The organism is Flavobacteriales bacterium (genome assembly GCA_020635795.1).
In the GTDB taxonomy this organism is placed as follows: Bacteria; Bacteroidota; Bacteroidia; order Flavobacteriales_E; family Vicingaceae; genus Vicingus.
In genome coordinates this window covers 69,084-83,061 of record JACJZD010000005.1, presented here as the reverse complement: position 1 = coordinate 83,061, position 13,978 = coordinate 69,084, and the positions used below count along the sequence as shown (strand labels likewise).

Genomic DNA, 13,978 nt, shown 5'->3' with positions numbered 1-13,978 from the left:
TCACTTATCAAAGTATTACCTGTGTTAACAGTTCTGTTGATAATGTTTTTCATGAACAATTGAAACTAAAATTAATAATGTGGTATTTCACAAAATATTTAAAATCGTAAATGCTCTCACCTGTAAAATACATCTTGGTTTTTTTGCTTTTAATTAGTTATGGTGTTTTTGGGTACATTATTAAACCAAGAGACGTATTTAATACCACCATTGTACTTGGCGTTGCGTTTGCTATTTATTTTTATTTAATTGGGTTTACACAAGATAAAAACGAAGTGAGTGCATTGTTGTGGTTCTCCATGATTTTTAGGGTGGTATTTTTATTTTCAATACCCATACTTTCAAGCGATTACATTCGATTTTTGTTTGATGGAAAATTAATGTTAAACGGTATTAACCCGTACTTATATCAGCCCGCCGAAATTTTGTCGAACCAAACGCCAATAGATGGCTCATTATTTGGCGATTTTTTTAGCGAATTAATAACTAACCACAAATATTCATTAGCATTTCCGTTGGTACAATATGCAAAGGTAATTCCAGCTTACTTTATTGAAATAAACCCAATTATCGGTTTAATAATACTTCGAATCCCAATTTTAATTGCCGATTTTGTTTTGTTTAAATTTTTAGTCAAATTGTTGGATAAATTAAACTTATCTTACAATGGGGTGTTAGTGTATGCATTAAACCCTCTGGTAATAATTGGCTTAATGGCAAACATTAGTTTTATTGGGGTAATGCTGTGTTTGTTTGTTGTAGGGCTTTATTACTTAATTCAAAACAAATGGATTCATTCGTTAATTTTTATAGCTGTTTCATCAGTTAGTAGCATTTTTACCATATTGTTGTTGCCACTTATTTTTAAAAAAATTGGATTAGTACGGTCTATGGTATTTGTAGTGTTCATTTCAATCATGTTAATTGTATGTTCTTTACCATTTTACCAAGAGGGAATTTTCGAACTATTATTGGAAAACTTAAAAAGTAACATATCCAGTTCACCAATTAATTTTGGTTTAGCCAATGTTTTTGATTGGTTTACAGGAAAATCTCACATTATTATACCAACCTTGTTTTTGGTGGCATTGTTTAGTATTTCTATATCTCGAGCTAACGATTGGATTTCGGTAATTAAAGGAATGATGTTTTGTGTTACTAGTGTTGTATTGTTGAGTTTTAATATTAAACCCCATTATTTTGTTCTGTTAATTTTGTTTAGCGCCATTATTCAAGAGTATCATTTTGCTATAATTTGGTCGTTGATAGCCTTTATCAACTACCCAATATTTACTCAAAGTTTAGAGCATAACTATTGGATTATGCCCGTAGAATTCTCACTTTTATTGGTGTTGTTTTTATTAGAACTTTTTGGAAAAACAAAAAAATTAACGGAGTAGGGTAACTGTTCCAATTAAATCGCCAGGGTTTCCTAGTACATCTTTGTATTTTATTTTCCAAACGTACGTTTCGGTTTTGGCCAAATCACCTTTATAAGTGCCATCCCATCCCTCATCAAGGTTGTCGGTAAAGAAAAGTTTCTCTCCCCAACGGTCGAAAATCATCATTTCAAACATTATAATATTAGCTCCATAAGCATAAAAAATGTCATTAATTCCATCGCCATTTGGAGTAAACGAATTAGGAACATGAAGTATTCCATCAAACTTAATTTCTACCCATTTGGTTAATTTACAACCATCATTCGACGTTACAGTTAGTGAATATGTGGATGATGTACTGTAAGTAGCTGAAGGGTTTAAGCATGTGGTGCAACTTAAGCCATCAGCAGGAGCCCACAAAAACGAATTAGCATTGGTTATTGGGTTTAGTTGTACATTATTTCCCCAAGGAGCTTCAATCAATTCTTCTAAAAGTAATTGAGGGAGAGGTAAGGTATCAACAAAAACACTCAACTGTAAATTACAGTTGGATGTATCAGAGACAGAAACTGTAAATAATGTTGGAACGTAAACGGTAGGAGAAATAACATTGTTTGTTGGGTTACTAACCAAACCATTTGGCTCCCACCAATAACTATTTCCTCCTGTTACCCATAAATTGGCTTCATCTCCAGGACAAACCAAGGTGTCGTCAACAATTTGAGCATTCATGTTTATAACTGTAACTAACACGGTATCTGTTGCATTACTACAAGCATTAGATGAGGTTACAATAAAATTGGTTGTTTGTGTTGGAAAAACAATTGGGGTAGAAGAAGTGGGGTTATTTGTTAAATTGCCTGGCGACCATGCGTAAGTTTCGCCTCCGGAAACACTAATAGCAATACTATCTCCAAAACAGATAGTAGTATCGTTAGAAACATTGGCTTGGGCTAAAACAGTATCTACAATTACAGTCATAAAAGTATCCCAAACACATTCATTTATATCAGTAATTTTTACATCATATGTAGTGGTGTAATATGGTGTTGCGGTAGGATTTGGTATGGTATCAATGTCTAATGTTGCATTGGGCGACCAGACATAACCTTTGCCTCCGTAAGCAGCAAGTTCAGCAGATAGCCCCCTACATACTGTAATATCGGGCAATACATTAATATTGGGTTGAAAAACCTCGACATAAGCCGTTAAGGTATCTGTTCCACATTCTCCAATAACATAAACAGAATAAACCGTTGATGCTGTTGGCCAAACAAAAGGATTTGCTACGGTGGTATCAGAAATATTGGTAGTAGTTAACCATTTAATAGTATCACCACCAATAACTTGTAGTTGAACACTATCTCCACGACAAATACCTGGAACAGTATCTATTTGAAAGTGTGGTAAAGGAGCAATATATACGTATACATAATCGGTGTCAACTACAATACACGATACTGAATCGAGAACAGCTAACATTACGTGATAAGTTCCTGCTGTATCAAAAACGTGATAAGGTTCAAAGTCTGTTGAAGTATTGCCGTCCGCAAAATCCCAAAAATAACTTATACCACCCACACTTAAATTTTGGAAATGAACCGTTTCTCCCACACAATAGTATGGGGTAGTATAAACATCAGCTATTGCCGATAATTTGGTTAAATCGAGTTTGAAAACACCAATGTTACAGTTGGTACTGTTATCGGTATTTGACCAAACTCCAGGCGTTGTAGGAAAATCGTTGGTTGCAACACCACAAGAAGCACATACAGCTTGGTAAACCATTCCTTTTTTATCGAAACGACTTGTGCCGCCATCAACATGGTCTCGACTGTTGTTGCCGCCAAAAAAAGTAGCATAAATTAACGAATCGGCATTTTCTGCAAACATGGCTAAATAATAATCTTGACCATCGGTGGTAGATTGCTCTGCATTTGAAGTAACTGGCAACCCAATGGTTGTACTGTATGGATTTAATCCATAAAAATCATTTAAATTTCCACCCCAACCTGACACCAAAATGTAGTTGCACTCATTTACTAAAAATGCAGAAGGAGAAATATCGATATGACCCGAACTAGAACCAAAAACTGTAGAAAAAATGGTAGCATCTAAGTTAGGAGTGAGTTTGTGTAAAAACTGACCGCTATTGGTATCACTATAAACCGTTGAAGGAAATATTGGATACAAGCCTTCGGTTTGCCCTAACACATAAACATTGTTAGCTGTATCCAGTTGAACAAAGAAACTTTGGTCTAGCGAGTCCGTTCCAATATAAGTACAGGCCAAAATAGTTGTTGCATCGGGGGTTATTTTGGTAATATAGCCATCCATAACACCTCCTAAAGTTTGTTTAAAGGCAGTGGGAGAAATAGGTAAATCTGGACTTTTTGTTCCTCCAGTAAATAAAATATTTCCTAGTTCATCAAATTGTAATGAGTAAGCAGCATCACCCATGTTTCCACCAAAATAAGAACTCCATATTAAATTGGTTAGGTTTGGCGACAGCTTTAAAACACAAGCATTTTGACCGCCATCTCCGGGTATGTAACTTGGACCAAAAACGCCCGCTGTTGTAGGAAAATTTACTGAATACGTTGTGCTTGCCACAAAAACATTGTCGTTTTCATCCACCACAATTTCACCTCGGTAATCATCGGCGTAATTGTATTTTAATGGATTTCCTCGGTTTTGACCATCATCGGCAGCTCCACCAACATAAGTTGATGCTAGCAAGGTTGTTCCTAAGGGGTTAAATTTTGCTACAAAAATATCGTAACCACCATTTTGAGTTGGATCATACCCTCCTCCAGCCATCGGAAAATTGATGGATTTTGTTGTTCCAAACACCAATAATTCGTTGTTATGGTTTACAATTAAACTGTGAGGATAATCGTTGCTTGCCCCTCCAATGTAAGTAGAGTAGATAAGGTTAGTTCCGTAAGGATTAAATTTAGAGATGCTTATATCGCAATAACCCCCATTGTAAATAATTTGAAATGCTCCAACGGTTGTAGGATAGCCCAACCCAAAGGCAACGCCACCTCCAAACAAATTCCCATCTTCGTCGAATGTAGAAGTATAACCCCAATTATCGATAGTTGCACCCGAATAGCTGGCAAAAATTAAGGCTGGGTCGATAATTAACGGAATTGATTTGTTGTAGCCTCTCGGGAAATCAAAACTCAGCACATTGTTGGTTAACTTAAAATTACATTTTACCTCTTTTTGTTTACCATTAATGATTTGGTAGGCGTAGGGTTTTTGTTCAACTAGTTTGTTAACGGATGTTTCAATAACCAACGAGCCTTTATCTAGAGCAATTGAATTTACTCCATTGTATTGCAATTGTATTTGATTGGGGTCGGTATTTGGTGCAACAATAAAGTCGTATTTCAAGTTGTTATCATCAGCGCTATAAAATTTTAAATCGATACCGCTGTACAATTTTTGGTAGGTTACATCTTGGTATTTTTTTACATTGCTCGCCCATTTTGAGGAGTCGTTTCCAATAAAATAATTTTCGTAATCGGAGCAAGGGTGTTGAGCAATGGTTTGAGCTGCTAAGGCATTGACAAACACTACCTCAAAGGCATGTAAATTAATAATGGAATCAGACGGTTGTGGATTTTTTATCCAACCGTGATGTAAATCGCCAATTCGGATAATATCTTTCTCGTTATAAAATTGGTAAGTAAGCTTGTTTTGCTCTAAATACAGTTGACCAGCAGGGAGTTTTGCTTTGTACAAAATATTACTTTCCCACTGCCCCTTGTTTTCTTTAAACTCAACATGGGAGTGCTGTGCAAAGGCATTTTGCACCAGTAAAAACGCAATTATGTAAATTAAAAACCTCAATTACTTGATTTATAACCTACTAAGGTAAGAAACTTTTTAATAAAGTTGTGTTTTTACAAAATTTTGCAATAATTGAGGGTTGTTGTTAAGGAATTAACGGTTTTGTGAAGCTGTATTAGTGTTTTGTTCGCCTTTATTCATTTTTAGAAATTGATGTCCTGTCATTACAGGTAACTCTGATTTTTTAAAATCTTTCAAATTTCTTGTAATGATTATATCAACTTCAGATTCAATAGCGGCATAGTATTGAATGGCGTCTTCAAAATCTTTAAAGTCAGAATTAAGCGCAAGATCAATGATTTTAGAATCCATGCTTATTACGTTTACAAGAACCTTTAGCTTTCTTAAAACCTCTCGCACTTTGCGTTCTTCTAACTGTCTATTCAAAATATAATGAGCATTTGCAAAAGTTAACGCACAAGCGTATAACTCTACTTTTTTTTGGTCAGCAAGTGAAAAAAGTTGTGCAGATGGCTCGTAAAACTCTTCTCTTTTAGCTAATAAATCAATTATAATATTGGTATCGACTAGTAATTTTTTCATTTATATTTTTCATTTAAATAGTCGGTATAATCTTTCTTGTATTCATTGTTAGTAGGCTTTATTACTCCCGATAAACTTTCAACAAGAGGAGTAATCTCTATCTTTTCCGTACTTTCTTTAGTAATTGATTTAAGATATGTTTCAATCATTTTGGAAAGACTAATCTTCTTCTCACTCGCATACTTCTTTGCACTTTCAATAATATGCTTGTCTAGCTTCAATGTCAATTTTGTATCCATAATATAATTTATTTACGTACAAATATAAATATTATACACGTACAAAGCAAACAAAATAGTATGTTTTTAATAACGGAGAGAAAAGTAAGACTATTACTAAGGAAATACTAAATTTTGCAATAATTGAGGGTTGTTGTTAAGGAATTAACGGTTTTGGAGCTTAGTTGCGGTTATTAGGTAGCTGCTTTGTGGTGTCTTCGCAGTGTAATGAGAAATACTGTCCCGAAAAGAGGACCGAGTAAAGTGATGGTCCAATATAAAAGAATCTTTCTTATGTAATGAGTGTGGATGTCCATGCGAAATGGTTCGTCTGGAAACATACCTTGTGCTTGAGTTAATTCATATGATGATTTTGAAATTGCGTCCTGAAGTTGAAAATAACCAAAGATACCGAGAGAAAAAAGAAATATTATCAAGAGAATTTTTATGATCAGTTTCATGTATTAATATTTATTCAAATATAATTAAAAACTACCCCAACCACTTTAACACATTTTGGTTCCATATTTGGCTGGCATCTTGGTTGGTAATTATGTTCAGTTTTACTGCATCGTCAATTACTTTTCCTGGGTAAGAATCGGGTACCGATTCCATTTCTCCCAATGGGTAAGGGTCGTCTAAACCAGCAATAATTTGTGGTACACCAACGCGGTGTTTTAGCAGTTGTAAAGTATATGGGTCGTGTACCAAAGTGTCGAAAAATAAATTGAGGTGTCCCAACGTAGTTTTTGGACTAACGGTATCTTTAAACAAATCGGGTCTACCCTCAAAACCTTGTACTCTTCGTCCGTAATTGGCTTGCCCTAACATACAGCCGTGTGCAAAACAAGTACGCATATTCGGGTATAAGTTTGGGATGTTTTTCAATGTAAACAAATGTAAAGTGTCTGCACTTTGAGCCATCATCCAAACCAAATGAAAACGCCAAAATTCATCGTTCAATGCTACCATTTTTTCTCCATCGTATGGGTGAATTTCAACAGCTAAGTTGTATTTATTTGCCAATTCGTAAATAGGAAAACAACTTTCATCAGCCACCGAAACCCATTCGTTTTTGGCATTTAAAAAATGGGTTGGCAAACACAACAACTTCATGTTTAGTTTGGTAACACAACGCTCCATTTCTTTTAAGGCTTCATCTAAATACAAAGGTTGTACTACAAAACCACAAGTAAATTTATCAGGGTTTTGGTGCTGAACAGAAGCATTAAAATCGTTTTGCCAACGAATGGCATCAATGGCATCTTGTTTATCCCAACCGTTGCAATACACCTGCGAAAGGTTTAACATTACACCGTGGTCAATTTTGTTTTTGTCCATCCAAGCCAATTTTTCACTTAAAAAAAAGCTGGGGTCGGTAATGGGTCTGCTCCAATTGCCTTGTCGCATAAATTTTTTGTCGTCATCAATCCAAAACAACTTCTTGTCCTTCATAAACTGAGGAATTTGGTTGGGTTCGGGTAAGATGTGTCCGTGACCGTTAATACGGCGAGTGGAGGGTGGTGTGTGATGGGTAGTGAGTGGTGAGTGGTGAGTGGTGGGTTTTGTCATTTATCCAAATATTTTATAAAACCTATTATTAATTTTCGAACGCTAGTAATTTGATTAAAAATGTGTTCGGATTTATCTTCTTTTATAAAACCCAAATCTAAGGCTAAATAAAGTTGTGTTTCTATTTCGTACAAAGAGCCCTTTGCAATGAAAAAAAACTGGCGAGTTTCTTTGCTTGAATTTCTGCCCAATCCTTCAGCTATGTTAGAAGGAACAGAAATTGCTGCTCGTTTAATTTGGCTTGTTAGTCCAAATTTTTCGTCCTCAGGAAATTCTTTGGTAAGTGTATAAATTAGTGGAACAAGCTTTCTAGCTTCTTTCCAAACATCTAAATTTTTATAGTTCTTCTCGTCACTCATTTTATAATAATTAACCCCACACCCATCACTCACCACTCATCACCCAAAACCCATCACTCAATTACATATCAGTAAACCTAGGGTCAGACTCCATTTCGTGTCCACACTTATCACAAGTTCTTAAATCTTGCGAGTTATAAAAACGTTTAAATGTTGGTAAAAACCCTCTTTCAATGTCATCGAGCGTAAAACGTTCTTCGTACAATTTATGATTGCATTTGTCGCAAAACCACATTAAACCATCTTTAAGGTTGGTGCCTTTTCGTTTACGTTCAATCACTAATCCAATAGAGCCTTCCGAACGAACTGGTGAATGAGGAATATTTGCTGGTAACAAAAACATGTCTCCTTCTTTTATTGGAATTTTTACTGCTTTTCCATTCTCTTGTATGGTAACTTCAATATCTCCTTTTAGCTGATAAAACAATTCTTCGGTTTCATTAAAGTGATAATCCTTTCTAGCATTTGGACCACCAACAATCATCACAATATAATCGCCTGATTCATCGTATAAATTTTTGTTTGCAACAGGTGGTTTAAGCTTGTCTTTATTGTCTTCTATCCACTTATTTAAATTAAAAGGTCTTCTTGTTTCCATGGTTGTTTATTTTACACTAAAGTAACTGTTTATTTGAACTTTTTAAAGTTGAAGCCTGGTTTTTATATTTAATTCTAAAATTTCACCCATGTTTTTACAATCTAAAAAATTAGGTTGACGGTGAAATTTGTTCAATTCGGCTTTTAAATTATTAATGTGTTCTGGAAAAGAAATTTGGTCGTTTTTCAACACCCTAATCAAGTAATCAATCTGGTATTTTTCATTCAAATATCTTTTTTTCAATAAGGCTTGTTCCTCAATTAAATATTGTTCTGCGGTTTCTAACGACATGGTACTTTGCGTAAGATTTACAAAAAAGATATTGTCTTTGTAAAATTGTGGCAGGTAAATTCTACTTCTACCTTCAAAGCTTTGTTGGTCGAAATCTATAGCACGAATTCTGTATTGAATTTGGTCAAAATCTTGGGTTACCACAACTACAAAATTATAAGCTCGCATATCGCCCAGCAAACGGACAAAACAACGTTCGTTAAATTTTACAAATTCCTTTGCCAAACGCACCTTGTTAAAATCTCTTTTATCTGCTTCAACTTCTTGTATAAACTGGTCGCCAGGAATACCAATAATATGTTCCTCTACCAAGGTATCTTTATAATAAATGTAATTGATTTTATTGGGCGAAAAATAGTGTTCCAATTCCAATCCATAAACCCTTGATGAATCTGCTCGTTTGATGTAATAATAATCGTAATTGTCGTTGATTTGATTTTTTATTTTAATCCGAAAAGGTTTAGAGTTTCCGTAAGAGCAAAAATCAATACTATCAACAGCTAGATAAGCTAATTTACTTCCATCAGAGATTAACAAACGATAAATATCTACCAAACCAGCCGATAAAAAATCGAGTTCAGTAGGGCTGTAAACCACCGCATTCCATAAAGTTGGATTTCCATTTTTATCGTCTAAAGGAACCAAACTACTGTAACGCAATAAATCTTCGTATTGAATAGGAATTTCAATACTTCTTGAATATTTAATCAAATACTCGTTGAGCTCATTATTGATTTTAAAAAAGGGCTTTTTGTACTCAATTTGATTAAATTTCATTTTTTTAACTTGAGATGGATTAACTATTCCGAAAATTAGAAAATAAAATAGACCTAGATAAGTGAAAAACTAATTTTTGTTATAAATTTGACTATGATGAATTTAGATTTAACAGGAAAAAATGCCATAGTTTGTGGTAGTACTCAAGGTATTGGCAAGGCTATTGCGTTGCAATTAGCCGAAATGGGAGCAAATATTATTTTAATTGCTCGAAATCACGAAAAACTTAAAGCTGTAAAAAGTGAGCTTGATGTTACAAAAGGACAAAAGCATTATTTTTTAACGGTTGATTTTGCCATTCCAGCTCAGTTAAAAATGGTTTTAGACGATTTTATTGAGTTGAATGAAATGCAAATAAACATATTGGTAAATAACACTGGTGGACCAGCAGGTGGACCAATTGAAAATGCTAAAACCGAGGAGTTTATTCATGCCTTTACCAACCATTTATTGTGTAATCATACACTTGTGCAAGCGGTTAAAGAGGGAATGAAAAAATCGGGCTATGGTAGAATTGTTAACATTATATCTACATCGGTAAAACAACCTTTAAACGGCTTGGGTGTTTCAAATACCGTTAGGGGAGCTGTAGCTAACTGGAGTAAAACTTTGGCTAACGAATTGGGTGAATTTGGTATAACGGTAAACAACGTATTGCCAGGTGCAACCGATACGGTGCGTTTAAAATCAATTATTGAAACCAATGCCAGTAAAAAAGGTAAAACGGTTGAAGAAATAAAACAACAAATGGCAAACGAAGTGCCTTTAAAACGGATTGCTCAGCCAGAAGAAATTGCTAATGCTGTAGCATTTTTGGTTTCTCCTTCAGCAAGCTATATAAGTGGTATAAACGTTCCTGTTGATGGTGGAAGAACGAAGAGTCTTTAAATAAAAAAAGCCCGTTCAATTGAACGGGCTTTTTTTATTTTAACTTAAAACTTATCGGTAAATTGTAAATAACACTTACAGGTTTACCATGTTGTTTCCCAGCTTTCCAGTCAGGCATTTCTGAAACAACTCTCAGCGCTTCTTTATCCAACAAAGCATTTATTCCTTGTAGCACTTTAACATCTTTAATTTTTCCGTTTTTATCTACAACAAACTGCACAAAAACTTTTCCTTGAATTCCTGTAGTTTTTGCTAATTCAGGGTATTTCAAATTTTTTCCTAAATACTCAAACAATTTTGCAGTACCACCAATAAATTCAGGCATAACTTCGGCAACAGCAATTGGAGCTGGTTCTGGGTCAGTTACCTCGGGTTTTGTCCACTTGTTTGGGTCAAAAGTTGGGTCTGGGTCAACGATAGGGTCTGGATCAGGGGTTGGGTTTACTGGGTTAGTTTTAATAATGTTTATTTTACTGGGGTCAACTTTTGGTGCTATAGGTTTAATTTCAGGCTTAATTGGCTTTACACGATCATTGTACAATTCTAGGTCAATGTCACCTTCAATTTCAATAATAGGTTTTGGTAATTCACTAATGTAAACAGGTGTAGTCCATTCAAAAGCTAAAAAGGTTAATGATGTGGCTACAATAATGCCGATTTGGAAAAAAATTCCTCGAAATTTTTCCAAGTTTTTTTGGGATTGTTTAGTTGTGTTCATCGTTTTTAAGTTTAGGAGTTAGTGCTTTAATAACTTATTTTTGTACTGTTTTAGTATATTGATGAGTCATTTATTTAAATTCCATAAAATAAAAACACTTTTTTTTCTTATAATAAGTTGTATGGGTCTGATAACCATTTCTTGTGCATCATTACCTCAAGATTCGCCTCGAATAATTAAAAAATATGCCGTAGGTCAAGGAGGTGGTTTTACGGGAGAATACACCGAGTTTTCGTTTAGCGAAGATGGAAAAGTGTATAAGAGAGATTTTAACAACCAACGCGATGTTTTTTTCAAACAATTAAATGAGGCTGATTTAAAATATTTTTTGGATAAAATTTCGAGTTTGGCAATTCAAACTACCGAAATGAATTATCCTGGAAATATGTCGAAATACCTTGAAATTAGAGAAGGAGAAACCACCTTAAACAAAATTGTTTGGGGAGCAAATAACTATAATCCACCATTAAATATTGATGGATTTCACAAAGAGCTTTATCAAAAACTTTCGGCTTTTGAATAACGTTTTGTCAGTTTGAGTGTCCCGCATTTCTGCGGGAAATATCGAAAACAGAAAAACGTCGTTCAAAATAATTGTTCTCGATACATTCCGAAAGCGTTCGGAATACTCGAACGGACAGTTGATTATACAATTTCCAACAAAGTTCTAAAGGCAACAAATTTTCCGCTATATCTATCCATGTGGTCTTTTTGTAATGCTGGAGCGTGTTTGGCTTGATATTCTTCTAAATCATCCATACTAGCACAAGTATATTGTATGGCATAAGTATGCCCAGTTTCGTCTTCTTGAGTAGATAACACTTTACACATTTTATTTTCGATAAAATAACCCGTGTTCATCACGTCAGGTATATGAACAGTTTTCATCCAGTTTAACCAATCCAAATGGATGTCGTCTTCAAGGTTTACGGTTACGTTGTAAATTATCATGATTTTCGGTACATTTTATCCACAAAGATAGCCCTAAAAACAGTTAACTTAAAAATTTATTAACAAACGTAAAAAATGCTCAAAATCAAGTTGATTAAGGCTTCAAATATCCATAATTTCGCAACTCGCTTTATTAATGGATTAAAAACACTCAAAAACGTAAAAAATGAGTCAAAAAAAGATTAAAAACGCCTTAATTTCTGTTTATCACAAAGATAATCTTGAACCAATTATACACGAATTAAACAAACTTGGAGTAACTATTTTTTCTACTGGAGGTACTCAAAGTTTTATTGAAGAGTTAAATGTGCCTGTTACTCCTGTTGAAGAATTAACCTCTTATCCGTCCATTTTAGGAGGGAGAGTAAAAACCTTACATCCAAAAATATTTGGGGGTATTTTGAGCAGAAGAGCTTTAGACAGTGATGTCGCCCAGTTGGCAGAATACGAAATTCCAGAAATTGACTTAGTGATTGTTGATTTGTATCCCTTTGAAGATACGGTTGCATCAGGCGCAGGAGAACAAGATATTATTGAGAAAATTGACATAGGCGGTATTTCGTTGATTCGTGCTGCTGCTAAAAATTTTAAAGACGTGGTAATTGTTTCTTCAAGAAACCAATACAATTATGTGTTAGAAGTGTTGCAACAGAAAAATGGAGCAACCGATTTAACCGATAGAAAACATTTGGCAAAATTAGCGTTCAATGTTTCTTCGCACTACGATACCGCTATTTTTAATTGGTTTAACAACAACGAAGAGCATTATTTTAAACAAAGTATAGCAGAATCGCAAGTGTTGCGTTATGGCGAAAATCCTCACCAAGAAGGTGTTTTTTATGGCAACTTAGATACTATGTTTGAAAAACTAAACGGTAAAGAGTTGTCGTACAACAATTTATTGGATGTGGATGCTGCTGTAAATTTAATTGCAGAATTTCCTCAAAACCGACCAACTTTTGCAGTATTAAAGCACAACAATGCTTGTGGGTTAGCTTCTCGCGATACGCTTTTACAAGCATGGAACGATGCGTTAGCAGCTGACCCAGTTTCTGCTTTTGGTGGAGTTTTAATTGCCAATCAAACTATTGATTTAGCAACTGCCGAAGAAGTAAATAAATTGTTTTGTGAAGTTATCATAGCTCCAGGTTATCAAGCAGAAGCCTTAGAATTATTAAAAAGCAAAAAAAACAGGGTTATTTTGGTACAGAAACAAGTGGCTTTATCAAAAAAACAATTTAGAACCATTTTAAACGGTGTACTCGAACAAGATAAAGACTTAAAAACAGCTAATGCAAACGACTTTAAATTAGTAACTAAAAAAGCTCCTACAACTCAAGAAATTAAAGATTTAGAGTTTGCCAATAAATTGGTTAAACACACCAAATCAAACACCATTGTTTTTGCAAAAAACGAACAACTTTTGGCAAGCGGAACTGGACAAACATCGCGTGTTGATGCTTTGCGACAAGCTGTAGTTAAAGCCAAAGCTTTTGGCTTTGATTTAAAAGGAGCAGTTATGGCTTCCGATGCATTTTTCCCTTTTCCTGATTGCGTAGAATTGGCAAATAACGAAGGAATAACAGCAGTGGTTCAGCCAGGAGGCTCAATTAAAGACCAAGAATCAATTGACTACTGCGATTCAGTAAATATGTCAATGGTTTGTACAGGAATTAGACATTTTAGACATTGAAAAAGAACGAAGTCAGAAGTTAGAAGACAGAAGTTACTTTGGTCTTCCGACTTCAATCTTCCAACTAAAAATAAACTAACAACGAAGTGTTTAACATTTATGAATTGAATATGATAATTTGAATATT

13 protein-coding genes are annotated in these 13,978 nt (G+C 34.5%); 4 read left to right on the top strand and 9 right to left on the bottom strand.

What is annotated here, in order from left to right:
• Positions 1–110: 110 nt before the first annotated feature.
• Positions 111–1,400, top strand: a complete 1,290-nt coding sequence (locus tag H6589_11495; GenBank protein MCB9175222.1) for a hypothetical protein — start codon at positions 111–113, stop codon at positions 1,398–1,400.
• On the opposite strand, the gene H6589_11490 is transcribed toward H6589_11495, so the two are convergent.
• The 7 genes from H6589_11490 to H6589_11460 all read right to left on the bottom strand — a co-directional run bounded on the left by H6589_11490 (position 1,389) and on the right by H6589_11460 (position 9,601).
• Positions 1,389–5,243 (bottom strand): gliding motility-associated C-terminal domain-containing protein, encoded by a 3,855-nt coding sequence (locus tag H6589_11490; protein MCB9175221.1) that lies wholly within the window; start codon positions 5,241–5,243, stop codon positions 1,389–1,391. The genes H6589_11495 and H6589_11490 overlap by 12 nt on opposite strands.
• A 93-nt stretch (positions 5,244–5,336) precedes the next feature.
• Positions 5,337–5,786: a PIN domain-containing protein gene (locus tag H6589_11485; GenBank protein ID MCB9175220.1), complete on the bottom strand. Its 450-nt coding sequence runs from the start codon at positions 5,784–5,786 to the stop codon at positions 5,337–5,339.
• Entirely contained in the window at positions 5,783–6,025 is a 243-nt protein-coding gene (locus H6589_11480; GenBank protein ID MCB9175219.1) for a hypothetical protein, read from the bottom strand. Before H6589_11480 ends, H6589_11485 begins: the two co-directional genes overlap by 4 nt.
• 471 nt (positions 6,026–6,496) lie before the next feature.
• Positions 6,497–7,576, bottom strand: coding sequence for an amidohydrolase family protein (locus tag H6589_11475; GenBank protein MCB9175218.1), 1,080 nt, complete (start codon positions 7,574–7,576; stop codon positions 6,497–6,499).
• On the bottom strand, positions 7,573–7,935 hold the full coding sequence (locus tag H6589_11470; protein ID MCB9175217.1) for a four helix bundle protein: 363 nt from the start codon (positions 7,933–7,935) through the stop codon (positions 7,573–7,575). The genes H6589_11475 and H6589_11470 overlap by 4 nt, the downstream gene beginning before the upstream one ends.
• Positions 7,936–7,996: 61 nt before the next feature.
• Positions 7,997–8,533: a 3-hydroxyanthranilate 3,4-dioxygenase gene (locus tag H6589_11465; GenBank protein MCB9175216.1), complete on the bottom strand. Its 537-nt coding sequence runs from the start codon at positions 8,531–8,533 to the stop codon at positions 7,997–7,999.
• A gap of 42 nt (positions 8,534–8,575) precedes the next feature.
• The gene (locus H6589_11460) at positions 8,576–9,601 is read right to left on the bottom strand and encodes a hypothetical protein (GenBank protein MCB9175215.1); all 1,026 of its coding nucleotides are present in this window, start codon (positions 9,599–9,601) and stop codon (positions 8,576–8,578) included.
• 96 nt (positions 9,602–9,697) lie between these two features.
• On the opposite strand from H6589_11460, the gene H6589_11455 reads away from it, so the two are divergent.
• A complete protein-coding gene (locus H6589_11455; protein MCB9175214.1) occupies positions 9,698–10,489 on the top strand; it encodes an SDR family oxidoreductase in 792 nt (263 codons plus the stop codon).
• Between the two features lie 34 nt (positions 10,490–10,523).
• Here the strand turns inward: H6589_11455 and H6589_11450 are convergent, their stop codons facing one another.
• Positions 10,524–11,207 (bottom strand): TonB family protein, encoded by a 684-nt coding sequence (locus tag H6589_11450; protein ID MCB9175213.1) that lies wholly within the window; start codon positions 11,205–11,207, stop codon positions 10,524–10,526.
• Between the two features lie 121 nt (positions 11,208–11,328).
• On the opposite strand from H6589_11450, the gene H6589_11445 reads away from it, so the two are divergent.
• On the top strand, positions 11,329–11,730 hold the full coding sequence (locus tag H6589_11445; protein ID MCB9175212.1) for a hypothetical protein: 402 nt from the start codon (positions 11,329–11,331) through the stop codon (positions 11,728–11,730).
• A 122-nt stretch (positions 11,731–11,852) separates the two neighbouring features.
• Here H6589_11445 and H6589_11440 read toward each other — a convergent pair whose 3' ends face one another.
• Entirely contained in the window at positions 11,853–12,158 is a 306-nt protein-coding gene (locus H6589_11440) for a DUF4286 family protein (GenBank protein MCB9175211.1), read from the bottom strand.
• Between the two features lie 166 nt (positions 12,159–12,324).
• On the opposite strand from H6589_11440, the gene purH reads away from it, so the two are divergent.
• Positions 12,325–13,851, top strand: coding sequence for a bifunctional phosphoribosylaminoimidazolecarboxamide formyltransferase/IMP cyclohydrolase (purH, locus tag H6589_11435; GenBank protein ID MCB9175210.1), 1,527 nt, complete (start codon positions 12,325–12,327; stop codon positions 13,849–13,851).
• Positions 13,852–13,978: the final 127 nt, after the last annotated feature.